Source organism: uncultured Lactobacillus sp. (genome assembly GCF_944327175.1).
Lineage (GTDB): Bacteria > Bacillota > Bacilli > Lactobacillales > Lactobacillaceae > Lactobacillus.
The window spans coordinates 63390-88351 of sequence record NZ_CALVGT010000002.1 but is presented as its reverse complement, the minus strand read 5'-3'; the positions used below and the strand labels follow the sequence as shown (position 1 = coordinate 88351).

Annotated in this window: 23 protein-coding genes and 1 pseudogene; 3 read left to right on the top strand and 21 right to left on the bottom strand. The window is 52.1% G+C overall.

Annotated features, from left to right (window positions below; all coding sequences use genetic code 11):
* A pseudogene (locus Q0J41_RS00565) lies at positions 1-171 on the top strand (IS110 family transposase); the annotation flags it as partial.
* Between the two features lie 221 nt (positions 172-392).
* On the opposite strand, the gene Q0J41_RS00560 reads toward Q0J41_RS00565, so the two are convergent.
* Both Q0J41_RS00560 and Q0J41_RS00555 read right to left on the bottom strand, forming a co-directional pair.
* Positions 393-761 carry a DUF1269 domain-containing family protein gene (locus tag Q0J41_RS00560; RefSeq protein WP_296224759.1) on the bottom strand — a complete coding sequence of 123 codons (369 nt, stop codon included), beginning with the start codon at positions 759-761 and terminating at the stop codon, positions 393-395.
* Between the two features lie 16 nt (positions 762-777).
* On the bottom strand, positions 778-1203 hold the full coding sequence (locus Q0J41_RS00555; RefSeq protein WP_296224758.1) for a DUF948 domain-containing protein: 426 nt from the start codon (positions 1201-1203) through the stop codon (positions 778-780).
* A gap of 131 nt (positions 1204-1334) precedes the next feature.
* Here Q0J41_RS00555 and Q0J41_RS00550 point away from each other — a divergent pair, with 131 nt between their 5' ends.
* Positions 1335-2186: a mechanosensitive ion channel family protein gene (locus Q0J41_RS00550; RefSeq protein ID WP_296224756.1), complete on the top strand. Its 852-nt coding sequence runs from the start codon at positions 1335-1337 to the stop codon at positions 2184-2186.
* A 38-nt stretch (positions 2187-2224) separates the two neighbouring features.
* On the opposite strand, the gene Q0J41_RS00545 is transcribed toward Q0J41_RS00550, so the two are convergent.
* A complete protein-coding gene (locus tag Q0J41_RS00545) occupies positions 2225-2845 on the bottom strand; it encodes an XTP/dITP diphosphatase (RefSeq protein WP_296224754.1) in 621 nt (206 codons plus the stop codon).
* Positions 2846-3082: 237 nt separating this feature from the next.
* On the opposite strand from Q0J41_RS00545, the gene Q0J41_RS00540 reads away from it, so the two are divergent.
* Complete coding sequence (locus Q0J41_RS00540) at positions 3083-3478, top strand: YslB family protein (RefSeq protein ID WP_003619579.1); 396 nt, start codon at positions 3083-3085, stop codon at positions 3476-3478.
* A gap of 81 nt (positions 3479-3559) precedes the next feature.
* On the opposite strand, the gene trxA is transcribed toward Q0J41_RS00540, so the two are convergent.
* The 18 genes from trxA to Q0J41_RS00450 all read right to left on the bottom strand — a co-directional run bounded on the left by trxA (position 3560) and on the right by Q0J41_RS00450 (position 24867).
* Entirely contained in the window at positions 3560-3871 is a 312-nt protein-coding gene (gene trxA, locus Q0J41_RS00535; protein WP_296224748.1) for a thioredoxin, read from the bottom strand.
* A 92-nt stretch (positions 3872-3963) separates the two neighbouring features.
* Positions 3964-6324, bottom strand: coding sequence for an endonuclease MutS2 (locus Q0J41_RS00530; protein WP_296224760.1), 2361 nt, complete (start codon positions 6322-6324; stop codon positions 3964-3966).
* 63 nt (positions 6325-6387) lie between these two features.
* Positions 6388-6711, bottom strand: coding sequence for a DUF1292 domain-containing protein (locus Q0J41_RS00525; RefSeq protein ID WP_002876576.1), 324 nt, complete (start codon positions 6709-6711; stop codon positions 6388-6390).
* Between the two features lie 2 nt (positions 6712-6713).
* Entirely contained in the window at positions 6714-7142 is a 429-nt protein-coding gene (gene ruvX, locus Q0J41_RS00520) for a Holliday junction resolvase RuvX (RefSeq protein ID WP_296224742.1), read from the bottom strand.
* Positions 7142-7399, bottom strand: coding sequence for an IreB family regulatory phosphoprotein (locus tag Q0J41_RS00515; protein ID WP_002876574.1), 258 nt, complete (start codon positions 7397-7399; stop codon positions 7142-7144). The genes ruvX and Q0J41_RS00515 overlap by 1 nt, the downstream gene beginning before the upstream one ends.
* A gap of 65 nt (positions 7400-7464) precedes the next feature.
* Positions 7465-10098 carry an alanine--tRNA ligase gene (gene alaS, locus Q0J41_RS00510; protein ID WP_296224725.1) on the bottom strand — a complete coding sequence of 878 codons (2634 nt, stop codon included), beginning with the start codon at positions 10096-10098 and terminating at the stop codon, positions 7465-7467.
* A 238-nt stretch (positions 10099-10336) separates the two neighbouring features.
* The gene (locus Q0J41_RS00505; RefSeq protein WP_296224722.1) at positions 10337-11698 is read right to left on the bottom strand and encodes a DEAD/DEAH box helicase; all 1362 of its coding nucleotides are present in this window, start codon (positions 11696-11698) and stop codon (positions 10337-10339) included.
* A complete protein-coding gene (locus Q0J41_RS00500) occupies positions 11691-12650 on the bottom strand; it encodes a bifunctional oligoribonuclease/PAP phosphatase NrnA (RefSeq protein ID WP_296224718.1) in 960 nt (319 codons plus the stop codon). Before Q0J41_RS00500 ends, Q0J41_RS00505 begins: the two co-directional genes overlap by 8 nt.
* A gap of 62 nt (positions 12651-12712) precedes the next feature.
* Positions 12713-13828 (bottom strand): DNA polymerase IV, encoded by a 1116-nt coding sequence (gene dinB / locus Q0J41_RS00495; protein ID WP_296224716.1) that lies wholly within the window; start codon positions 13826-13828, stop codon positions 12713-12715.
* Positions 13828-15276, bottom strand: a complete 1449-nt coding sequence (zwf, locus tag Q0J41_RS00490) for a glucose-6-phosphate dehydrogenase (protein WP_296224714.1) — start codon at positions 15274-15276, stop codon at positions 13828-13830. Before zwf ends, dinB begins: the two co-directional genes overlap by 1 nt.
* A gap of 93 nt (positions 15277-15369) precedes the next feature.
* Positions 15370-15750, bottom strand: a complete 381-nt coding sequence (yajC, locus tag Q0J41_RS00485) for a preprotein translocase subunit YajC (RefSeq protein ID WP_296224712.1) — start codon at positions 15748-15750, stop codon at positions 15370-15372.
* An 88-nt stretch (positions 15751-15838) separates the two neighbouring features.
* The gene (ruvB, locus tag Q0J41_RS00480; protein ID WP_296224710.1) at positions 15839-16849 is read right to left on the bottom strand and encodes a Holliday junction branch migration DNA helicase RuvB; all 1011 of its coding nucleotides are present in this window, start codon (positions 16847-16849) and stop codon (positions 15839-15841) included.
* Positions 16850-16862: 13 nt separating this feature from the next.
* Positions 16863-17456: a Holliday junction branch migration protein RuvA gene (gene ruvA / locus Q0J41_RS00475; protein WP_296224708.1), complete on the bottom strand. Its 594-nt coding sequence runs from the start codon at positions 17454-17456 to the stop codon at positions 16863-16865.
* A gap of 9 nt (positions 17457-17465) precedes the next feature.
* Entirely contained in the window at positions 17466-19418 is a 1953-nt protein-coding gene (mutL, locus tag Q0J41_RS00470; RefSeq protein ID WP_296224705.1) for a DNA mismatch repair endonuclease MutL, read from the bottom strand.
* Positions 19418-21988, bottom strand: a complete 2571-nt coding sequence (gene mutS / locus Q0J41_RS00465; protein WP_296224703.1) for a DNA mismatch repair protein MutS — start codon at positions 21986-21988, stop codon at positions 19418-19420. The genes mutL and mutS overlap by 1 nt, the downstream gene beginning before the upstream one ends.
* Positions 21989-22104: 116 nt before the next feature.
* Entirely contained in the window at positions 22105-23718 is a 1614-nt protein-coding gene (gene groL, locus Q0J41_RS00460; protein ID WP_296224701.1) for a chaperonin GroEL, read from the bottom strand.
* Positions 23719-23740: 22 nt separating this feature from the next.
* On the bottom strand, positions 23741-24025 hold the full coding sequence (gene groES / locus Q0J41_RS00455) for a co-chaperone GroES (protein WP_270449034.1): 285 nt from the start codon (positions 24023-24025) through the stop codon (positions 23741-23743).
* 155 nt (positions 24026-24180) lie between these two features.
* Positions 24181-24867: a redox-sensing transcriptional repressor Rex gene (locus tag Q0J41_RS00450; protein WP_296224696.1), complete on the bottom strand. Its 687-nt coding sequence runs from the start codon at positions 24865-24867 to the stop codon at positions 24181-24183.
* Positions 24868-24962: the final 95 nt, after the last annotated feature.

The following is a 24962-nucleotide window of genomic DNA, read 5'->3' as shown; positions in this document are numbered from 1 at the left end:
CATATTGCGGATTATTACGAGAAACGAAAACGGTCTTCTGAGACTGCAAGTCACAAGAAGGCCGCTATCGCATCGATCCATAAATTATTACGGACGATCTTCGCTTTAATTAAGAATGATCAATTATATAGCTATGACGTAGCCAAACATAACCAAAGACTTTTGTCATAAAAATTGATCCAATAGATATTATAACAGCCTCTTTTTTGAAATTACAGAAGGTGGCTGTATTTATCATGTCCTAAATCAGATATTTAACTCGATTCTCCAGGAGCCATTTCCCGATTAGGCCCGTATTTCAAAATAAAATTGCCTAAAATCGTTGATAACACTTGACTTAGAGTAGAAAAATGACGAGTCTTGTGGCTCGTTATTTTTTATATTCGCGTTTACTATTCTTGATCTGAACTAGTCGGCATGCTTGGCTCTTCCGGCTTCTCTTCCCCTTCTTCGCTCTTTTCAGCGTTGTCGAGGTCGCTGGCGTCTTGTTCGCCGGCGCCGTTAGCTGAATCGTCGATTACGATGTCGTCGAAGTCCTTCAGTTCAGAATCATCTTCAATGTTCTTTGGGAAAGAAGCCAGTTGGTTCTTCAAGATTTCCGTCCCATTGTCGTACTTTTCCTTCAAGTCTTCAACGTTTGGATTGCTCTTGATCTTGTCCTTGACTTCTTCAATCTTGTCGTCTGAGATCAGGCTGGCAGCTGCAACCCCAGCAGCAGCCCCAAAGACGGCCCCTAATAAAAAGCTACCAAATTTGCTCATGGTTGTTCTCCTTTTCTTAATCCTGACCCTTCCGCCGGAAATGTCTGGCAAAAGCCGACGTAATTACGGAAGTGATCATTCCCGTCCGGGTAAAGTGGGCATTGGAAACCTTGTTGATCATCTTCTTGGATGATTCGTTGATGTCTGAGACGCTTTGCCCCAGGTCAGCGGCGGCCTGTACGACCGGCTGCAAAGTTTCCATCTTGCCATTGACGTCTTGCAAAAGCGCGTCGGTCTTTTCCAAGAGTCCGCCGGTCTGCTTCATCAAGTCATCCATATCTTCAGTCAGCTTGGCCATAGATTCATTGGTCAATTGGACTGTCTTCTCAGCCTCTTTCAAAGTCTTCGAAACATTAAGCAACATGGGAATCGTGAACAGGACCAATACCAAAAAGGCAAAGGCCGCGATCAAACCGGCTAAAGCGCCGAATGAAATTGTCATAGCTTACTTCCCCTTTCCTTTCTAAAAAAAGTCTAGCATGAAAACGATTTAGACACAATCGAAAGATTTTCCGAAGTTTTTACCCGCTTTTCTGTTATCCTTTAAGCATAGCTGAAAGGAGCATTTTTTCAATGAAAAATCTTGATTTCAAAATTGCCGGCATCTCCATCGACGTCGACAAGCTTTTTACCAGCGGCGTGACCATCCTCTGGAAGCTGCTGATTTCGACCCTGGTCTTCTACCTGGTCACCCATTTTGGCCGGAAAATTATCAAGCGCTACCTGGACAAGCACAACGACAAACTTGTCCTCTCCAAAAGGTCGCAGACCATCTCAGCCTTGGTGAACAGCCTCTTCCGCTACACCATGGTCTTCTTCTATGTCTACTCCATCTTGACCATCCTGGGTATCCCCGTCGGCACCTTAATTGCCAGTGCCGGGATCTTCTCCTTGGCCATCGGCCTTGGCGCCCAGGGCTTCATGAGCGACCTGGTCAACGGTTTCTTTATCCTCAGTGAAGGCCAGTACGATGTCGGCGACAATGTCGAGATCGGGACTGAAACCGGAACCGTGACCCAGCTGGGCCTCAGAACCACCCAGATTGTCACCGCTGATGACACCTTGATTTTCATCCCCAACCGGCAGATTTCCATCGTCAGAAACCTGACCCATGGCGGGATTGGCCTTAACTTGGACCTGAACCTGGATGCAGACACCGACTTAAAGCAGCTGGCCAGCCTGCTTGACCAGGCTGACGAAGATCTGCTTACCTGGCATGACAAACTGGTCAGCGGACCAACCCAGATCGGAGTCGTCGGCCAGCAGGGGCAGACGATCACCTACCGGGTCCACTTCCAGGTCAAGCCGGGCTTTGAAGGCAAAATCCGCCAGGCCTACTGGCAGACCTACCTGCAATACTTACGGGTCAACCAGGTCAAATTTGGTCAGGAACCGGTTATCATCAACAACAGTAAAAAAGCTTGATCAAAAAATGCTGAGCCGCGGCCCAGCATTTTTTGATCTTAGTTGAATTGAGCAAGCCAAGCTGGCAGTTCTTCGATCAAAGCCTTGACTGCCTTGCCCCGGTGGGAGACTTCGTTCTTTTCTTCAGTGGTCATTTCGCCGAAAGTCTTGCCCTTGCTTGGTACGTAGAAGAGCGGGTCGTAGCCGAAGCCGTCCTTGCCGCGCGGAATTGCCAGAACTTCACCTTCGCAGGTGCCAGTTACAACCAAGTCCTTGTCTTCGTGGCCTGGCATGGTCAAAACAAGGGTAGTGACAAACTTGGCCTGGCGCTCCTCTTGCGGAACCCCGCCCAAGGCTGCCAAAAGCTTGCCGTTGTTTCTAGCATCATTGTGGGCTTCGCCGCCGTAGCGGGCTGAGTGAACGCCAGGGGCGCCATTCAGCTTGACAACCCGCAGGCCTGAGTCATCAGCCAGAGTTGGCAGCTTGCTGTAGTCTGCCAAAGCGTGCGCCTTCAGCTTGGCATTAGCTTCAAAGGTCGTGCCCTTTTCGTTAACGTATGGCGGGTTGTCCAAATCTGCATTTGACTTAAGCTCAATGTCCAGGCCAGCCTTTTCAAAAGCCTTCTGCAATTCCTTAACCTTATTTTGATTATCTGTAGCAAACAATAGTACTTGAGTCATATAGTGCTCCTATCATTTCAAAAAATAAAAAATCTCTCTACTGAAATTTTACCACTTATTCAAGCCTTTTCGAACTTACAAAGAGAGTAATTTCTGCTATTTTCATCGCTTTTTCAGCCGGCAAGAACTTTTTTCTTTTTTCGGTAATTTCCTAGCCTTTTTCTAAAACTTGTTAAAAAATTTCACCATCCTGTAATATTTACGGTAGAATTAAAGCAGCGAATAAGGATGAGGATTATGTCAGAACACAACGAACACGTATACTTTGTCAATCAACTATACCGCGACTTCTTGTTGCCAACCATTTTAGGCGGGGACACGCCGGCGATACTCTACTGGGCTGGCAAGCGGATCACCCGCAAATATGCCTTGAGTGAATTTGAAGACTTAAGCGAATTCTTCAAGATGGCTGAATTCGGTAATTTAACCATTGTCAAGGAGCGCCGCTCCTCAGTCATCTTCTCCTTAAGCGGGCAGCCAATCAGCGACCGCCTGGCCGCCGGCAGCCGGGAATTCTCCCTGGAAAGCGGAATGATCGCTGAAGCGGTTGAACAAAACCGGGGCCGGTCAGCTGAAGCTGAAATCGCCATCGACGACAAGAAAGAGACCGTTCAGATCACTGCCTTCTTCTAACCAGCAAATTCGGCAAGTTAAAGAAAATACAAACGAAAAAGACCAGAGCCAATGGCTCTGGTCTTTTAACATGCTTATTTCTTAGTCAGTGTACTGGTCAAGAATTTCGTTCAGCTTTTCCTTTGGAGTGTAGCCAGTCAAGCGGTCAACCACTTGCCCGTCCTTCTTGATCAAGAGAGTTGGGATGGCCATGATACCAAAGTTCTTGGCCGTTTCCGGGTTGTCGTCTACATCCATCTTAGTGAAGTGCACGTCTTGTCTTTCTTCAGCCAAAGCTTCGATGACTGGTGACTGCATCCGGCAAGGACCACACCAAGTTGCCCAAAAGTCAATAAGCGCTACGCCATCCTTGGTTTCTTCTTCAAAAGTTGCGTCAGTAATTGCATCTACCATGTAAATACCTCAAATCATTAATCTTAAAAACATTATTTTCTACTTGATGTTTTAAGTTTACTATATTTACTTACTTTTTGCAAGTAACTTGCCTACTTTAAAGTCACGATCGTGGCCCCGGTCCCGCCTTCATTGGCTGGCGCGTAGCTGTATGACTTGACGTGCTTGTTGCGCTTGAGGTACTGCTGAACCCCCTGCCGGATGGCCCCGGTCCCGATCCCGTGAATAATGGTAACGGTGCTGAGGCCGGACAAAAGGACCGTGTCAAAGTACCGGTCCAAATTAACCATAGCCTCTTCATAGCGCTGCCCTCTAAGATCCAGGGAGCTGTGAGCCCGGCTGGACCGGGAGGCGGAAGTGGCCCGTCTTTGGACCTGCTGCTTCTGCCCGGCGACCAGCTTGTCGATGTCTCTGTCGGTTACCTTGAGCTTGATCCGGCCCAAGGAAACCTCATAGTCATGCTCGCCCAGCTTCTTGGTCACCGTCCCGGTCTGCCCATAAGACAGGACCTTGACCTTGTCGCCCACCTGGACGTGGTGGCGCTTCTTTTCCTTTTGCAGGACCTTGTTCTTTGCCAGGTTGGCCTCCTGCTTGGCCAGCTGGTTGAATTCGCCCTTGGCGTCCATCAGCTGGTTGGTCTTGACCTGCATCCCTTCCTTGCGGGCTTCTTCCAATTCAGCAATAATCTTGTCGGCCTTCTTGCGCTTCTTGGCCACGATTTCATTGGCCCGGTCCTGGGCAAAGTCCAGCTGCTTTTGCACCCGCTGGTTGTAGATGTCCATGGCATCCTGCAGCTTCTTTTCCAGCTGCTTGGCCCGGTCCAGGCTGGTTTGCAATTTCTGCTTGTTTTCCGTGGCCAGTTTAGTCTGCTTGTTTAATTCGTCGATCATGTGGTTGATGTCAGAATCATCGCTGCTCATCAGCTTCTCAGCCCCGACCACCACGTCTTCCCGCATGCCCAGCCGGCGGGCAATGGCAAAGGCGTTACTGTGGCCCGGGATCCCCATCTGCAGACGGTAGGTCGGCGACAAGGTCTTGATGTCAAATTCCATAGAGGCGTTGGTGGTCCGCTCTCTGTTATAGCCATAGAGCTTGAGTTCCGGGTAGTGGGTCGTGACGATGATCTTGGCCCCCTTCTTTCTGAAGAAGTCCAAAATCGAGATGGCCAGGCTGGCCCCTTCTTCCGGGTCGGTCCCGGCCCCGATTTCGTCGATCAGGACCAGGCTCTGGTCGCTGACCCGCTTCATGATCGCCACAATATCGTTGATATGGGATGAAAAAGTACTCAGCGACTGCTCGATTGACTGTTCGTCCCCGATGTCGGCGAAAATCTGGTCAAAAAACGCCACGCTGGAGCCCTCATTAACCGGAATGAAGAGGCCGGATTGGGCCATCAGCTGGAGCAAGCCTGCCGTCTTCAAAGTGATCGTCTTACCACCCGTGTTGGGCCCGGTGATCAAAATCGTGTCAAAGTCCTGGCCTAAAGCAATGTCATTGGCCACGACCTTGTCTGGATCAATCAAGGGATGACGGGCCCCCAGAAGCTTAAAGGACTGGTCAGCAGACAAAGCCGGCTGGCTGGCCCGCATCTGCTTGGCCAGCTTGGCCTTGGCCTGAAGGAAGTCCAATTCGCTTAAAGCCCCGGCCACCCGCTTGATAGCCTCCCTTTCTTCTCTGGCGTCCAGAGACAGTTCATGCAGAATCCGGTGGATTTCCTGCCGCTCTTCAGCCAACAAGTTTTGCAGGCGGTTGTTTAAAGGCAGGATGGCGGCCGGTTCAACAAACAAGGTCTGGCCAGAGGCACTTTGGTCGTGAACCACCCCGCCGAACTTATAGCGGTATTCCTGCTTAACCGGGATAACGTAGCGGTCATCCCGGATGGTCACGATCTGCTCAGACAGGTACTGTCCGTTCTTGCCCTTGGTGTAGGCGGTCATCTTCTCCTTGATTTCTGCTTCCGTGGCCAGGCGGCCGTGGCGCAGGCGGGCCAAGTCAGCTGAAGCGGTATCCAGGACTTCACCGTCATAAGTCAAAGAAGTCCGCAGGCGCCGGTAAAGGTCATCGGGCAGTTCCAGGCCCTCTAGCAAAGTTTCAATTGCCGCCAGGTCCAAGGTCTCATTTTCTTCCGCGTCTTCTACAAAGCGGCTGCTTTCCTGGGCCAGGGTGAAAATCAGCAGGATATTGCCTAATTCCAGGGCGTTTAAGTCCGCCTTGACCTTCAAGCGCTTGAGGCTGGGTTCAACATCTTGAAAGTCAGTCAAAGGCAGCTGGCCCTTGATCCGGTCCAAATCAACCAGGGCCTTGGTTTCGCTTAAGGCCCGGCTGACCGTCTCCCGGTCGCTGGCCGGCTGGAGATTCAAGGCTTTGCTCTTAGCCGGGGCCGTTACCGCTTGTTCAGCCAGGCGGCTGATAATTTCCTGGTATTCCAGAATATCTAAAATTTTGTGATTCATCATCTCAGTAATTTGTCCAAAAATTTCCTAACAAAAAAAGCGGGCTAAGCACCCGCTTCTTTCTTATTCTGCAGAATCGTCGCCGCTCAAACGGTCATCTTCAAGGAAGGTGTTGAGCACCCCTTGAACCATGTCCCATTCAGCGTCAGAAGTGATTTCGTGCAGGTCGCTGCTAGTTACGTCGCCGTCTTCATCAGCATCGTAGCTGAAAGCCTGGACTTCAATTTCGTCGTCATCTTCTACAGCTGCCGGGTAAAGCAGGATGTAGGACTTGTCATTGTCGTCAGAATGGAAAGTAAATAATACTTCAAATAATTCTTCGTTGCCGTCTTCATCGATCAAGGTCAATTGTCTGTCTTGATCTTCGGCGCTAACTTCAAAAGCCATAGTTATTCCTTTCGCTGTAAATCCAAATAGTTCTGCAAAATCAACACAGCTGCCATTTGGTCAACGACCTCCTTACGCTGCCGGCGATCATGCATTCCCGCCTCTTCAACCAAAATCCGCTCTGAGGCCACGGTCGTCAAGCGTTCATCGTCATAATAGACTGGCAAGCCGAACTTCTGCTCCAGGCGCTCGCCCATGGCCTTGCTCCGGCTGACCGACCGGCCCGTTGTTCCGTCCATGTTCTTGGGCAGGCCCAGGACGAAGCCGTCCGCGTCATATTCGCGGACCAGCTTCTTTAAAGACCGCATGCCAAAATTGTGCCGGTCTTCATCAATCGGGATCGTCATCACGGCCTGGGCGGTGATACCCAAGGGGTCACTGACGGCCACCCCGATGGTCTTGGAGCCGACGTCCAAACCCAGCAGGCGCATTACTTGTCCTTGCCCAGGTAGCTCTTGACCAGTTCTTCGATAATTTCATCGCGTTCGTGCTTCAAGATCAGGTTCCGGGCGTCGTTGTGGCGTGGGATGTACGCTGGGTCGCCTGAAAGCAGGTAACCCACGATTTGGTTGATTGGGCTGTAGCCCTTTTCTTCTAGGGCCTTATATACATCTTCCAGAGTGTCGCGGATGTTCTTTCCCTTATTCTGGTTAAAATCAAAGTGCATCGTCTTATCAAGCGAACTCATTGTTATTCCCCCTCTTTTGTCTATTCTACTTAAAAATTTTCCTTAACTCAATTATTTCAGCCTAATTAGCCCAGCTGGCTGACTGCGGAGTCGATGGCATCCTGCAAGCCTTCTGGCTTCTTGCCGCCGGCTTGGGCCATGTTTGGCCGGCCACCGCCGCCACCACCAAAGATAGCAGCCACGCTCTTGATCAAGTCACCGGCCTTCAAGCCCTTGTCCAGGGCCTTTTGGCCCAGGCTGATCAGCATGTTGGCCTTGTCTTCAGACTTAGCGCCCAGAATCAAAACATCAGACTTGCCTTCGCTCTTCCATTGGTCAGCGATTTCCCGCAAGTCGTTCATCCCCTTGACATCAGCGATCGTGGCGATAACCGTCAAGTCGCCGACCGTCTTGACCTGGTCAAAGATCTTGCCGGCCTTGGAAGCGTTGATTTGGGCTTCGTAAGCGGCGTTTTGCTTTTCAGCGCTTCTGAGTTCTTCTTGCAGGCTGGCAATCTTGCTTTGGATGCCGTCAGCCTTAGTAGCCTTAACTTCAGCCTGGATCTGGTCCAGGATGTCGGAGCGGCCAGCTAAGTATTCGTAAGCCAGCTTGGAAGTTACGGCTTCAATTCTTCTGACCCCGGCACCGATGGCTTGTTCAGAAATAATCTTGAAGACGCCGATTTGGGAGGTGTTGTCGCAGTGAGTACCCCCGCAGAATTCAATGGAGAAGTCATCCATTTGCACGACTCTGACCTTGTCAGTGTACTTGCCGTCAAACAGAGCCAAGGCGCCCATCTTCTTACCGGTTTCCGGATCAGTTTCCGTGGTCTTGACCTTAATTGCTTCCCAGATCTTTTCGTTGACGATCTTTTCAACGTTCTTCAATTCTCTTGGCGTGGTTGGGTCAAGGGAAGTAAAGTCGAATCTCAAGTAGTCTGGTTCAACAACTGACCCGGCCTGGTGGGTGTGTTCACCTAATACTTGCCGCAAGGCAGCGTGCAAGAGGTGGGTAGCAGAGTGGGAGTGGCGGAGGCCTTCCCGGCGCGCCCGGTCAATCTTCAACTTGTAGGTCTGCCCCTTTACAAGTGGCAGGATCACGTCGACAAAGTGCAGATTCTGGTCGTTAGGCGCGTGCTGAACGTCAACTACCCGGGCAACCAGGTTGCCTTCTTGGTCGTAGATTTCACCGTGGTCAGCCATCTGGCCGCCCCGTTCAGCGTAAAATGGCGTCTTGTCGAAGATCAAGGTTGCCTTTTCGCCGTCAGCCTTGTCCACCAGCTTGTCGTTAACGATGATGTCAACCAGCTGGCTTTCTTCTTCGTAGACCCCGTATTCAAAGACGCTCTTGTCCTTGATTTCCATCAAGGTTTCGTCTTGTGAGCCCATGGATTGCAGGTTGCCCCGGGCCTTGCGGGCGCGTTCCTTCTGTGCTTCCATTTCGGCGTCAAAGCCATCCTTATCAACCTTCAAGCCCTTGTCTTCAGCAGCTTCAACCGTCAATTCGTAAGGGAAGCCGTAAGTGTCAAACATCTTGAAGGCGTCCTTGCCGGAGATGGTCTTGTCTTCGCTGTTTTCAGCCTTGGCAATCAAGTCGTCCAGCAAAGTCAAGCCGGCTTCCAAAGTTGCACCGAAGCGGTCTTCTTCGTTCTTGATGACCTTGCTGATGAATTCAGCCTGGTCGCTGACTTCTGGGTAGTGGCTCTTCATGATGTCACCGACAACTGGCACCAGCTTGTAAAGGAAGGCACCGTCGATACCCAGCTTGCGGCCGTTCAAGGCTGCCCGCCGCAAAAGCCGGCGCAAAACGTAGCCGCGGCCGTTGTTGCCTGGCAGGGCCCCGTCACCGATGGCAAAGGAGATGGCCCGGATGTGGTCAGCGATAATCTTGAAGGAAGTGTCGTCAGCCTTGTTTACGCCGTACTTCTTGCCCGCGCTCATTTCTTCAGTAGCGTGGATGATTGGCAAGAAGAGGTCGGTTTCAAAGTTGGTTGGCGCATCTTGCAGGATAGACAAGACACGTTCCAGACCCATCCCGGTATCGATGTTCTTGTGCGGCTGTTCAACGTAGCTGCCGTCTGGCAGGTGGTTGAATTCTGAGAAGACGATGTTCCAGATTTCCAGGTAACGGGCATTTTCCCCGCCTGGGTAGTTTTCCGGGTCGTCTTCTGGCACGTCATTGTTTTCCTGGCCGCGGTCGTAGAAGATTTCTGAGTCAGGACCACATGGACCTTCACCGATGTCCCAGAAGTTGTCTTCCAATTGCACGATGTGGCTTTCCGGCAGGCCGACGACTTCATGCCAGATCCGGTGAGCTTCAGTATCCTTAGGGTAAACAGTTACGTAAAGCTTGTCCTTGTCCAGGTCCAGCCAGTCAGGACTGGTCAAAAATTCCCAGGCCCAAGGAATCGCTTCTTCCTTGAAGTAGTCACCAACTGAGAAATTGCCCAGCATTTCAAACAAGGTTTGGTGGCGGGCAGTCTTACCGACGTTTTCAATGTCGTTGGTTCTGATTGACTTTTGTGAGCTGGTAATCCGGTGGTTCTTTGGCACGACTGAGCCGTCGAAGTACTTCTTCATGGTTGCCACCCCGGAGTTGATCCAGAGCAAAGTCGGGTCATCCTTTGGAATCAGGCTGGCTGACTGCATGACCATGTGGCCGTGTTCAGCAAAAAAGTCGAGGAACATTTGCCGAAATTCTGAACTGTTTAACTTTTTCATCAAAATCTCCTAAAAATACAAAAAACAAGCATGTTTGCCTTCTTCAAGGACGCTCTAGACGCGGTACCACCTTGATTGCAACAATGCTTGTTACCTCTTGCTTATCTTAAATTGATCACTTTAAGGAGCATTTCCTGCCTGGTGATAAACCCTTCCCAGCTACCGGTTCTCTCTTTGAATCGCCTGGACAGAAAACATATCTTAAACGTCACTAATTTTACTACTTAGAGAAAAAATGTCAACGGTTTTGCTCGCGCTTGCGCTTACGGAGGCGCTTTTGGTGGCGCATTTCGTGCCGGGCTTCAATCTTCCGCTTCTTGCGGTTGTCTTCTTGAATCGCCTGCTTGATCTTCTTCTTGTAGCCAGGCTTGCGCTTGGACTTGACCTTCTTGACCACGCCCTTCATGTGGGGGTCAAGCTGGCGGTTTGCAGCCGTCCGGTTGTCCCGGCGGCGGTAGTGAGTCCGCGGAGCGAGTGCCCCGTCCTTAATTTCAACGAAGTCAAAGTGAACGCCCATGTGCTCCAAGGCCCCCACCCGGTTCATCTCTTCTTCTCTGACCAAAGTCACGGCGTGGCCAGGCAGGCCGTTGCGGCCAGTCCGGCCGATCCGGTGGATAATGAATTCCAGGTCCTTGGGAATCTCATAGTTGATCACCAGGCTGACGCCAGGCAGGTCAATCCCCCGGGCAGCCAGGTCGCTGGCGACGACGTACTGGTACTGGCCGGCCCGGACTTCCCGCAGGGTCCGCTTTCTTTCCCGTTCGGTAATGCCGCCATGGATCTTGGCCACCTTAAGCCCTTGCTTAGTTAGATAGTCACCCAGTTCGTCGACCATCTGCTTGGTGTTGGCGAAAACCAAGGCCAGGTAAGGCTGGCCCATGGTCAAAAGCTTGTAGACGATCTTCTTTCTGTCCTTGCTGCCGATGTCCAAGAGGTCGTTTTTGATGGTTGGGGCAATAACTGCCGGATTGTCGATCACGATTTCTTCCGGCTTGGCCATGTACTTGCGTAAAAAGTTGGTCAGCTTGACCGGAATCGTGGCTGAAAAGGCGGACATGACCACGTCCTTTGGCAGGCGGGCGGCAATCTTGTCCACATCGGCCAGGAAGCCCAAGTCCAGGGTCATGTCGGCTTCGTCGATGACAAAGTTCTTGACCTGGTCCAAAAGCAGGATCTTCTTGTCAGCAAAGTCCAAAAGCCGGCCCGGCGTAGCGATAACCAACTGGGGCTTGTTCTGTTCAAATCTGGCGATCTGCCGGTCCCGGTCGCTGCCTCCGGCCAGGTGGGCAATGGTGATGTTTAAGCCGGAATTATCCCGCAGCTGGCGGGCCACCCGGTAAAGCTGGTCAGCCAGTTCCCGGCTGGGAGCCGTGACGATGGCCTGGACATAGCGGGCGTCTTCATCAATGGCGTTTAAAATCGGGATCAAGTAGGCGTGGGTCTTCCCGCTCCCCGTAGCCGCCTGCACGATCACGCTTTCGCCTTTCAGCATGGCCGGGATGACTTTTTCTTGCACCGGAGTCGGTTTAGTAAAGCCGATCTTGGCCAGGCCCTGGCGGATTTCGCTCCTTAAGCGAGTGTCATTAAAAATGTTATTCATGGTCTTCCTTGTATTTCTTGGTTACTTCAACTAATTCCTGGAAAATCTGGTCGATTTCCGCCTGGTCGTGGGCCGTTGCTCCAGAGGCTAATTCATGGCCGCCCCCGTCGTGGGCTTCAGCCAGCTTGTGGATGTACGGGCCCTTTGACCGGTAGTGAACCCGGTAAGTGCCGTCTTCTTTTTCCACGATGACCAGCCAGGTCAGGATCCCTTTGATCCGGCCCGGGGTTGAAACAGTGACTGAAGCTTGCGGCTGGGTAACGCCTAATTCCTTCAAGTCTGCCTGAGTAATTACGGCGATAGCGACCAGACCGCTTTCATCCAGCTGCATTTTCTCCAGGGCCAGGCTCTGCAGCTTGGCCTGCTGGAAGGTAATTTCACTTTCGTTTCTGGCGATTTGGGAGATATCGATCCCCGTCTCCATCAAGCGGGATACTACTTCGAAGGTGTGGGCGCTGGTCGCGTCGTACATGAAGCGGCCAGTGTCGCCGATAATACCGGCGTAGAGGGCCAGGGCGATTTCCTGGTTAAGGGGCAGGCCTTCTGCTTCGATAAAGTCAGCAATGATTTCACAGGCAGCAGCGGCTTTTGAGTCAACGTAAGACATGTCAGCATATGGGTCAACGTCCGGGTGGTGGTCAATCTTGATCAGGTAGTCCCCCAGCCGGTAGCGCTGGTCAGAGATCCGCGGCGTGTTGGCGGTGTCAGTCGTGATCACCAGGGCGCCTTGGTAGTCTTCGTCCTTGACTTCATCCATCGTGTTGATCCAGTCCAGGTCACCAACGTCATTTTCCCCGGTGCAAAGAATTTTCTTGTCCGGGAACTGCAGACGCAGGCTCTTAGCTAAAGCGGCCTGGGAGCCGATAGCGTCCGGGTCGGGATTGGTGTGCCGGTGGAGGATGATGGTTGGATATTGCTTAATCTTACTGAAAATTTCGTCAAAAGTGTTCATCGCGGGGTCCTTTCTGCCTTATGAGTTCAAAATTTTATTTTAGCAAAAAATCAGCCTTTTAGCTATTCATCTGCAAAAAGACTGATTTCCTGATAATGTTTTTCTTCAAGTTCGCCGGCTGACAGGCCCAAGAGGCGGATGCCTTCAGCCAGAAATTCCGGTTCCCGGGCCAGGAGCTCCTTGGCCAGCTGATAAAAGACTTCCGGGTCACTGGTCGGCTGGACCTGCTGCCGGCGGGTGATAGTTTTAAAATTGCGGTCACGGACCTTTAAAACGACCACCCGGGCTAAAAGATTTCTCACCTTTAGTTCAGCCGCCACCGTCTGGCTGAAGTCCTTTAAGTAGGCATCAGCCCGGTCCTGGTCATAGATTACCGGTTCAAAAGTCCGCTCCTTGCCCAGGGACTTGCGCTGCCTGGAGGCTTGGACGGGGCTTAAGTCAATGCCATAAGCATGCAGGGCCATGTAATAGCCGGACTTCTTATAGTCTTTTAAAAGGCGGCTGAGCCCGTAATTTCTAATGTCGCGGCCGGTCAAAACGCCCGCTTCCTTTAGCCGCTCCTGGGTCTTCTTGCCGATGCCGGGGAATCTCTTGATCTCCTGCCTGTCTAAAAAGTCCTGGGCCCGGTCCGGAGCAATATAAGTGCGGCCAAAAGGCTTGGCGTATTCTGACCCTATCTTAGCCAAAAACTTGTTGTAGCTGACCCCAAAAGATGAGGTCAAGTGCAGCTGGCTAAAGATCTGCTCTTGCAAATAGCTGGCCAGCTCCAGGGCACTTTTGCCGGGGATCTTGCTCCGGGTCACGTCCATATATGCTTCGTCCAGCGCCACGCTTTCGATCTGGTCGGTCAGTTCGTGCATTAAACCGTGCACTTGACCGGAAACCCGGTGATATTTCGCGAAATCGGGTTCAACGAAAACCAGTTCTTCAGCTGGAATCAGCTTGACGGCTTGGGCAGCTGCCATAGCTGACCCGACCCCGTACTTTCTGGCCCGGTAGTTGGCGGTGGCGATCACGCCGTGGCCGCTAGTTTTCCGGGGGTCGCGGGCAATCACGACTGCCTTATTCGCCAATTCCGGCCGGTCCCGCATTTCAACTGAAGCATAGAAAGCGTCCATGTCCAGGTGGATGATCCGGCGGGAAAAATCGTTTCTGGGCAAAAGGTCAATATCGGCCATTACTTGTAGATCCAGCCATCCTCAGGATCCGCGAAGATCTTGCTGGTATCCGGCCCCATGCTGTAAGGACGGTACTTGACCGGCTTTTCGCCCGCGGCGTTCGCCTTTTGCCAGGCTGCTTCAACCGCGTCCACGAATCTCCAATACTGCTTCAGTTCTTCCCACTTGGTAAAGTTGGTGGAGTCGTTGACAAAGACGTCGTGGATCAAACGTTCATAGCCGTCTGGCACTTCAGCTTGTTCATCTTCGCTATAGCTGTAGCGGAATCTTTCAAGCCGGAGGTCACCGCCGGCGACAGTCTTGCCGTTCAAGCGGAAGTAGACCTGGTTGACCGGGTCAATCTCAATGGTCAGCACGTTAGTCTTAGCCTTATCGCCATACAGGCCAGCTTCATCCTTAAAGACTACGTCCACCCGGGTCCTCTTTTCCCGCATTTCCTTGCCCGTTCTGAAGTAAACCGGCACGCCGGCCAAAGGCCCCTTGCTAAATTCCAGGCGGCCAGCCACGTAGGTTTCCGTCTTGGAATCTTCCGCCACGTTCGGCTCCTTGACGTATTCAAAAGTGGTTTCCGTCCCTAGGTACTGGCCGCGGATGATGTTTTCGCTGACGGCTTTTTCATCTGGGATAACTAAAGATGCCAAAAGTTCTTCTTTTGCCGCGTGGATGGCCTTGTCAGACAAGTCTTTTGGCTCCGGCATGGCCAAAAGGGTGATGATCTGCATGATGTGGTTCTGGGCCATGTCCCGCAGGGCACCGGAGTTGTCATAGTAGCCGCCCCGGGCTTCAACGCCCAGCCGTTCAGCCAGGGTAACCTGGACATTCTTAACCGCGTCGGCGTTCCAGAGCCGCTTGAGCAAGGCGTTGCCAAAGCGCAGGGGCAGGATGTTCTGCACCATTTCCTTGCCCAGGTAGTGGTCGATCCGGAAGACCTGGTCTTCGTTAAAGGAGCCGCGGATCTGCTGGTTCAAGACTTCTGCGCTGGCCAGGTCAGTCCCGAATGGCTTTTCAACCACCAGGCGGTTAAAGCCGGTCCCGGTCAAGTGCTGGTCGGCAATGTGTTCGGCAATCGTCCCAAAGAAACTTGGGGCCATGGCCATGTAGAAGATGCGGTTGCCGCCGCATTCATAGCGCTCGTCCAGTTCCTGGGCCAATTGCTTCAAAGTCACATAGTGTTCAACATTGGTTACGTCGTGGGATTGGTAGTAAAAATGGCTGGCAAATTCCGTCAGCTGTGCTTCGTCGACCTCTTCCCAGCTTTCATGAACAACTTGGGCCACCTGCTCGCGCAGGTATTCATGTGACCATGGCCGCCGGGCAGTGCCGATAACGGCAAAATTGTCGTGAATGACATTCCGGCGGTAGAGATTGAAGAGGGCCGGATAGATCTTGCGGTGGGCCAGGTCGCCGCTGCCGCCGAAAAGGATCATTACTGTTGGAATATTGTTCATTATAGTACCTCAAAAAAAATCAACTACTAACTATTTTAGCAATTTATCGGCGCAGGCAAAACAAAAACGTCCCCGAAGGAACGTTTTGTTCGTTTATTCTTGGCTGTCTTTGTCTTCTGCTTCTTCAGCCTTTTCTTCTGCTGGCTTGGCTGCTTCAGCTTCACTTGCGTCAGCTTGCTTCAAAACAGTTCTGACTGCCAGTCTGGAGAAGGTCAGGTAAATACCGTCAGCATCCAAGACGATAGTCTTGTCAGCATCGTTGATTGAGTCAATCTTGCCGCGCAGGCCGTCGACCATTTCCACGCTGTCGCCCTTCTTGAGCTGATTCATCATTTCCTGGCGCTGCTGTTGCTGCTTCTTTTGCGGCTTGATCATCGTAAAGTAAGTAAAAGCAAACAAAGCGGCCAGCATAACCAGCATGAAAATGCTGCTGCCAGCACCATTGTTGGCCGCGGCTAATGCAAAAGTATTCAAATTATCCACCTCATAAAATTTATTTACCGCTTTTTGGCAGATGCCAAAAGGCTTTAACGAACATTATACTGTAAACCAGATCTTTTTGCTATTCTCCCTCACCAGGCAGAGGCAAATTCAGCTGCTGGTAGGCCTTCTGGGTTACCACCCGCCCCCTTGGGGTCATAACGATAAAGCCGTTTTGCAAAAGATATGGCTCATACAGGGACTCGATCGTCTCCCGGTCTTCCCCGATATTGGAAGCCAGGGTCCGGATCCCGACCGGGCCGCCCCCATAGCTTAAGATCATGGTCCTCAGCAGCTTGCGGTCTGTTTGGTCCAAGCCGGCGCTGTCAACTTGCAGCTGCTTTAAGGCCATGGCCGTCGTTTCCAGGGAGATCTCTTTTTCTCCCTTGACTTCAGCAAAGTCCCGTACCCGTTTTAAAAGGCGGTTGGCCACCCGGGGCGTTCCCCGGGACCGGCGGGCCAGTTCATGGGCAGCTTGCGGGGAAATCTTGGTGTGGAAGACCTCGCTTGAGCGGAGGATGATTTTTTCCAAATCTTCGACTTGGTAATACTGCATGTGCTCAACGATCCCGAAGCGGTCACGTAAAGGTGCCGACAACTGCCCGGCCAAGGTGGTTGCCCCGATCAGGGTAAAAGGCGGCAGGGGCAGGTGGATGGCATGAGTTGTCTGCCCTTCCCCAACCACGATATCGATGTAAAAGTCTTCCATGGCTGAATAGAGGACTTCTTCAACAGGCTTGGCCAGGCGGTGGATTTCGTCAATAAACAAGACATCCCCGGGCTCAAGGTCAGTTAACAGGGCCACCAGGTCCCCGGCCCGCTCGATGGCCGGACCGCTGGTACTTTTTAAGTTGACCCCCAATTCATTGGCAATAACAAAGGCCAGGGTGGTTTTACCTAAACCTGGCGGGCCATAAAGGAGGACATGGTCCAGGGCCTCGTCACGCTGGCGGGCAGCCTGGATGTAGACTTCCATGTCCTTTTTGACATGCCCTTGCCCGATATACTGGCTGAGCAGCTGGGGCCGTAAAGACAGTTCTACCGCTTCCTCGCCTTCGGCGGCTTCCCGGCTGGTCAAATGTTCTTCCGTCATTTTCCTTTACCCCCTATTTCTTCAGCAAAAAGCCAAGCCCCTGCTTGATATATTCGTTGGCGGACATTTCCGGCAGTTTCTCCAGTTTTGGCTTGATCCGGTCAACTTCCTTTTGGCTGTAGCCCAAAGACCCAAGGGCCAGGAGGGCGTCTTCCAGGGCCGGGGAAACAGACTTAACCGGTTCATCTTCGTTAAAAAGGTTTTCAGCCACATAGTTGCCCATCTTCCCCCGCAAGTCTAAGACGATCTGGGATGCCGTCTTCTTGCCGATTCCCGGGAAACGGGTCAAGTAGGAAGCTTCCCCGCTTTCAATGGCTGAAGCCAGCGCCCCGTTGTCTTCGGCAGCCATGATGGCCAAAGCCGACTTAGGACCGATCCCGGAAACTTCATTAAGCTTGTTAAAGAGGCCCTTGTCCTGCTGGCTCTTGAAGCCGTAGAGGGTCATCCCGTTTTCCCGGACAACCTGTTCAACGTAGATCCGGGCCTTGTCCCCTTCTTTGTAGGCATAAGGGGTCGGGGTCAGGATCCGGTAGCCGATCCCGGCCACTTCAATCACGACATAGGCCGGATTGACCACGGTAATGGTGCCCTCAAAATACTCGTACATCTGACTTTGTCACTTCCCTTTCTTAAAAAGCTTGCTTATATCATTCTGGCTCAAGCGGACGACGGCGACCTGGCCGCTGGCATCCCGGTAAGGGTCGCTGGCCGTCTGCAAACGGAGCAGCAGGTCGGCGGCTTCAGCGCCGGTTAAATTGACCCGGCGGGAAACATTGCTTTCTGCCGCCTTAGCCGCCACCAGCTTCAGGAGACTTTTTCCGTCGTTTTCCCGGCTGGACAAGAGCTGGTCCAAGAGCTCCCTTACCTGCACGGTGACTTCCCCTTTCAGCCAGGTTGGGTAAGAGTGCATTAAGAGAGTGTTTTGGCCAAAGTCTTCCATCTCCAGGCCCAGCTGACGCAAGAGGGGCAGTTGGTCTTTTAATTTCTGGTAGTCATAGACGCTGAAGTCAAAAACCAAAGGCTCAAGCAAGCCCTGCTGGTAGTTTTCTTCTTTTTCCAGGCTGGCTAAAATCTGGTCGTACTCCAGCCGTCTTCTTGCCGCCACCTGGTCAAGCAGGTAAAGGTCGCCCCCGTGTTCAGCCAGGAGATATCCCCCCATCTGGCCCAAAAGGCGGAGAGCCGGCAGGTGGTGCTTGAGCAGCTGGTCAGCCTTTGACGTGACCGGACTGCCGGCTTCTTCCTCTCCGCCCGCAAAAGGCGGCAGGGCGGTCTGTTCTTGGACATGCTGGTCCCAGGTCTTGGTTAAAACGTACTGGTCATCTTCTCTGACCTGGTTTAAGTCCACGTATTCCGGAGCAGAAGTTTTTTCTTCCTCTGCTTTTTCCTTTGTTTCTTTTGTCTCTGTTTCTGTCTCTGTTTTATTAGTTATATCTGTTTTGCCTTCCGGCTCAGCCACCTGGGAGACTTCCAGCTGGAAGTCGTCTGGCCGGCGAGTGTCGACCACGTTTGGCTTTAAGTTGAATTCCAATTGGTCCAGCTGGGTCTTGTCTTTAAAAGGAGTCAGCTGAAAAAGCGGGCTGGCCTCGTCGTCATCCATTAAAGCGTCGGTAACGGCACTGGTGATCAGGCGGCTGAGTTCTTTTTCCTTGGACAGGCGGACTTCTTCTTTAGTCGGGTGAACGTTGACGTCGACCAAAAGCGGGTCAGCTTCAATCGCCAAGACCGCGATCGGGTACTTGCCCCCTAATTTATTGCCATAGCCATCCAAAAGAGCACTGGAGAGCTGGTAGTTTTTGATGTAGCGGCCATTGAGCAAAATCGAGATAAAATTGCGGGATGACCGGGTCAAGTTTGCTTCTGACACCAGGCCATAGAGGGTAAAGTCCGGGTCCTCATTTTCCACCGTCAGCATTTTTTCGGCGACTTTGCGGCCATAAATATTGGCCACGTCCTGCTTTAAGTTGCCGTTGCCGGGCGTTCTGAGCAAGACTTTCCCGTCGCTGGCCAAAGTCAGGCTGATTTCCGGGTGGCCCAGGGCAATCCGGTTGACAATATCCACAATCTTCAAGAGTTCAGTCTTGGGGCTCTTCAGATACTTCAACCGGGCCGGAGTATTGTAAAAAATGTCCCCGACCGTGATCTTGGTTCCCTTGGCGCTGCCGGCATCTTCCTGGAACTTTTTCACCCCGCCGGCAAAAGCCGCCCGGGTGGCCGTCTGCCCGTCAGTTGATGTCAAAATTTCCACATGGGCTACAGCAGCAATTGAAGCCAGGGCTTCCCCGCGAAAACCCAGGGTCGCGATATTGAACAAGTCATGCTCATCTTGAATCTTGCTGGTCGCGTGCCGCATGAAGGCCAGGTCAACCTGGTCCGGGGCAATCCCGCTGCCATTGTCTTGAACAGAAATCTGCTTTAAGCCTGAATGCTGGACTTCAACCCTGATCCGGCTGGCCTGGGCATCGATCGCGTTTTCGACCAGTTCCTTGACCACGCTGGCCGGCCGCTCGATAACTTCACCGGCCGCGATCTGGTTGGTCAGATTTTCTGAAAGTTCATGAATTTTCGCCATTATTCTTCCTTCAAGGCCTGCTGCCAGTCAGCTACCAGCTGCATGACTTCCAGCGGCGTCTTTTCATTCAAGTTGACCTGGCTGATCTCGTCTAACAGTTCCTCCTGCTCTGCCTTGAGTGGGTTCTCCTCCACTACTTCCACCGGACTGAAGAGGTCCAGCTGCTGGCTGCTTGGGTTGATCTCCCGGGACCCTTCTGCTTCCAGGCGCTTGAGCATGCTGGAGGCTTCCCTTAAAACCGCCCGCGGCAGGCCGGCTAATTTGGCCACGTGGATCCCGTAAGACTGGTCGGCTGGTCCCGGCAAAATCTTGTGCAAAAAGATCAGCTTGCCGTTTTCTTCTGTTGCCCCGACGTGGATGTTCTTTAAGTGCGGCAAGCTTTCATCAAGTTCAGTCAATTCATGGTAGTGAGTGGCAAAAAGGGTCTTGGCGCCGACCTTGTCATGCAGGTACTTGATGATCGCCCCGGCCAGGGCCATCCCGTCATAAGTGGCCGTCCCCCGGCCAATTTCGTCAAACAGGACCAGAGACCGGCTGGAAGCGTGTTGGAGGGCCTCATTGGCCTCGCTCATTTCCACCATGAAGGTGGATTTGCCGGAATAAAGGTCGTCAGCGGCCCCGATCCGGGTGAAGACCTGGTCAAAAACTGGCAGCTTGGCACTGTCTGCCGGCACAAAGGAACCAATCTGAGCCATGATGGCGATTAAGGCCAGCTGCCGCATGTAGGTACTCTTACCAGACATGTTTGGCCCCGTGATGAGGTAGATGCTGGTGTCTTCATCCATGACTAAGTCGTTAGGGATGTAGGAGCCAGCTGGTAAAACTGCCTCAACAACCGGGTGGCGGCCATTTTTAACGGCAATTTCGTTTTTGCTGGAAAAACTTGGCCGGCAATAATTTCTCTCTTCGGCATCCTGGGCAAAGGCCACGAAGACGTCCAGGGCGGCGAGCTGGCGGCCCAGTTTCTGTAAGGCCGGGATATGTGCCTTGACGGCCTCTCTCAGCTGGCTGAAGAGCTCGTATTCCAGGTCAGTTGACCGGCTCTCAGCTTCCAGGATCAAGTTTTCGTGTTCCTTTAATTCCGGGGTAATGTAGCGCTCGGCATTAGTCAGGGTCTGCTTTCTGGTGTAGCGGTCCTGGGGCACTTTAGCGACATTGCCCTTGCTGACCTGGATGAAGTAGCCAAAGACCCGGTTGTAGCCAATCTTCAGATTGTCGATCCCAGTTCTTTGCCGCTCTTCCATTTCCATTTGGGCCAGCCACTTTTTTCCCCCATTCATGGCTTCTCTGTACTTGTCCAGGTCCTCGCTGACCCCGGCCCGGATAATGCCGCCGTCTTTAGCGGAAATCGGCGGCTGGTCAACTAAGCAGTTAGTGATGCTTTCAGCCAGTTCACTCTGCGGATCGATGCCTTGCCCGTATTTTTCCAGGTCCGGATTGCCCGATTCGGCCAGGGCCTGGATGATCGGCTTGGTTGCCTCCAGGCTTTTCGCCAGTTGCAAAAGTTCGCGGGGGTTGACATTGCCAAAAGCAACCCGGCCGCTTAACCGTTCCAGGTCATAGACCCCCTTCAAGGAGTCAACGATATTTTCCCGGGTAAAGTAGTCGTCCAAAAGGGCTTGCACCATCTGCTGGCGCTGGTTAATCCGGTCTAAAGACAGAAGCGGCCGGCTTAGCCACTGCTTTAAAAGCCGCCCCCCCATAGCCGTGGTGGTCTTGTCCAAAACCCAGAACAAAGAGCCCTGCTTCTTGCCGGTCGTGGCTGACTGGGTCAGTTCCAGATTCCGCTGGACTGTGTTGGCCATCTGTAAATACTGGCCGATTTCAAAGCTTTCCGCTACTTGCAGGTGGGCCAGGCTCCGCTTTTGCGTGGCCAAAAGGTAGATGACCAGCTGGCGGACGGCGGCCTTTTCCATAGAGTCAGTCAGTTTCTGCTGGACATAGGAAATTTCCGCGTGCTCACCTTCCAGTTCTGCCGGCTCAGACACGGTGATATTGGCCTTTTGCAGGCTGTCCCGGTCGCTGGCATTAAGCTTGCCGGCAAAAACGACTTCCCGGGTTCTCAAAGACAAGAGTTCGTTGACCACTTCCGTGTAGTGCTTGACGTGGGTAGCAAAAATCTCCCCGGTTGACAGGTCACTGTAAGCCAGGCCATAGCCGCCCGCCTTTTCAACCACGCTAGTTAGGTAGTTGCTTTCCTGACTGTCGTCTGGTCCCTGGGCCATTTTGGTGCCGGGCGTAACCAGCTGGATGATTCCCCGCTTGACCATCCCCTTGGCCTTCTTCGGGTCTTCCAGTTGCTCACAGATGGCCACCTTGTAGCCCTTTTCTACTAAGGTGTTGACATAAGAATCAACCGCCATGTGGGGCACGCCGGCCATAGGAATCGGGTTTTCCGACTTATTTGACCGGTGAGTCAGGGTTAACTCTAAAATCTGTGCCCCCTTGACGGCATCATCTTCATAGAGTTCGTAAAAGTCCCCCACCCGGTAGAAGAGAAAGGCATCCGGGTATTGCTCTTTAATCTGGTAATATTGCTCCATCATTGGAGTCGTGGCTTTTCTTGGCATAATAACTCCCTCGCTTATCGTATGCTTTCAATTATACAGCATTGCACGCAAAAAGAGCCCAGCTTTGAGCTGGACCCTTCTTACAGTAATTCTTGTGTGTGTTAAATTTTAGTATTTTACATCATGCCTGGTTGAGCAGGGGCAGCTTCCGGCTTGTCTTCCGGAATTTCTGCCACAACTGCTTCAGTGGTCAGCAAGAGGCCGGCGATTGAAGCGGCGTTTTGCAGGGCTGACCGGGTCACCTTGGTTGGGTCGATGATCCCTTCGTCAATCATGTTGACATACTTGTCTTCAGCAGCGTTGTAGCCGACTTCCGGGTCAACCTTGCGCAAGTGGTCAACAACAACTGAGCCTTCTTGGCCGGCGTTTTCAGCAATTTGGCGAACCGGAGCAGTCAAGGCGCGGGCCACGATATTGATCCCGGTTTGTTCGTCAGCAGTGTCACCCTTGGTTGCCTTAACAGCTTCTTCAACGTTAACCAAAGCAGTACCACCACCAGCTACGTAGCCTTCGTCAACAGCGGCGCGGGTAGCGTTCAAGGCGTCTTCTACCCGGTAGCGGCGTTCCTTGAGTTCAGTTTCAGTAGCAGCGCCAACGTGGATTACGGCTACGCCGCCAGTCAGCTTGGCCAGACGTTCTTGCAGCTTCTTCTTGTCGAAGTCGGAAGTAGTGTCTTCGATTTGCTTTCTGATGGTGTCAACCCGTTCTTGAATGGCTTCCTTAGCGCCAGAACCGTCAACGATAGTAGTTGAGTCCTTGGTGATAGTTACCCGGCGGGCTTGACCCAATTGGCTAAGCTGGGTGTCCTTGAGTTCCAGACCCAAGTCTTCAGAAATCACCGTACCGCCAGTCAAAGCAGCGATGTCTGCCAGTTGTTCCTTGCGGCGGTCGCCGAAGCCAGGAGCCTTAACGGCAACAACGTTGAAGGTACCGCGGATCTTGTTCAAAACAAGAGTTGGCAAAGCTTCGCCAGTCACGTCATCAGCGATGATCAAGAGAGCGCGGCCTTGTTGCACGATTTCCTGCAGCATTGGCAAGATGTCTTGGATGTTGGAAATCTTCTTGTCAGTGATCAAGATGTATGGGTTTTCTAAGTCAGCTTCCATCTTGTCATTGTCAGTTACCATGTATTGGGACAGGTAGCCGCGGTCGAATTGCATCCCTTCAACCACGCTCAGTTCAGTTTCAATCCCGCGGGAGTCTTCAATGGTGATGACACCGTCGTTGCCGACCTTTTCCATGGCTTCAGCGATCAAGTCACCGATTTCCTTTGAAGCACTTGAAATTGAAGCAACTTGGGCGATTTGATCCCGGCTGGAAACTTCGTGGCTGTTCTTGTGCAATTGGTCAACGGCTGCTTGGGTGGCCTTTTCGATCCCGCGGCGGATGCCAACTGGGTTAGCCCCGGCAACCACGTTCTTCATCCCTTCTTGCACGATAGCTTGGGTCAAAACAGTGGCCGTAGTCGTACCGTCACCGGCGATGTCGTTGGTCTTTGAAGCAGCTTCAGCAACCAGCTTGGCCCCCATGTTTTCGTAGTGGTCTTCCAGTTCAACTGCCTTGGCGATGGTCACGCCGTCGTTGGTAATCGTTGGGTTGCCGTAGCTTTGTTCCAAGACGACATTTCTGCCCTTAGGCCCCAAAGTCGTCTTAACCGTGTTGGCCAGCTTGTCAACCCCGTTTAAAAGTGAACGTCTTGCGTCTTCTGAAAACTTGATGTCTTTTGCCATTTTTTAATTTGCACTCCTTAAATTACTTAACGATTGCCAAAATGTCTTTTTCATGAAGGACTAAGTATTCCTTACCTTCGTACTTGACCTTGGTGCCAGAATACTTATCGTATAAAACTTCATCGCCCTCTTGGACGGTCATAGGAAGCTTGCTGCCATCTTCCGCGTAAAGGCCGCCGCCTACGGCAACAACCTTGCCTTGAGTTGGCTTTTCCTTAGCGTTGGAAGCAAGTACGATGCCACCAACGGTTTGTTCTTCAGCTTCTTTAACTTCAACGATCACGCGATCTCCAATTGGTTGTAACACGTTATTCCCTCCTGAAATTAATTGTCTTTAGAAATTCTTTAGCACTCATCTTGATCAAGTGCTAACTTACAACTATGATAATAATCCCTTTTTTCCAAAAAGGCAAGAGAAAAATAGCACTTTTTAGTCTAGAGTGCTAAAAAGTGCTGTTTTTCTTATTTACTCGTGTTGTTCATGACCTTTTTCCGCTCTTCCAGCTGCTTCTTGATCATTTCGTCAGAGTCAAGGAAGTAGATCAAGGTCTGCAGCTCGGTAGCCAGGTCGACGTTTTGGATCCGGACCCCGTTTGGGGCGGACAGGCGGATTGGGGTAAAGTTCATGATCCCCTTAATCCCGGCTTCAATCATTTCGTCAGCCGTCTTCTGGGCCGTAGCCTGGGGAACGGTCAAGATGGCGATCCGGATCTGTTGGTCAGCGATCTGCTGCTTCATTTCATCCATTGAGTAGACCGGCACCCCTTGGGTGATCTTGCCGGTGATTTCCGGGTTGATGTCGAAGGCGCAGGAAATTCTGATATTGTTGCTGCGCTTGAAGTTGTAGTTCAAGAGAGCGTGACCCAGGTTGCCGACCCCGACCAGGGCGACGTTGGTCAAAGTGTCCTGGTTGAGAATCTTCTTAAAGAAGCTGAGCAGGTTCTTGACATCGTAGCCGTAGCCCCGCTTGCCCAGGGCGCCGAAGTAGGAAAAGTCCCGGCGGATTGAAGCACTGTCGACTTGGACGGCTTCCGCCAGTTCAGTTGAAGAAACCTTGTCTTTGCCTTCATCATTCAAAAGAAGCAAGTAGCGGTAATATAGCGGCAATCTTTTGGCAGTAGCCTTGGGAATTCTAAATTTGTTGTTCATAAAAGATGCCTCCAGTTTTTATTTTGTGAATGTGAATCCCTAATCAATCACCTACTATGATACCCATTTTTACCAGTCTTTGGCAAGTAGTATTT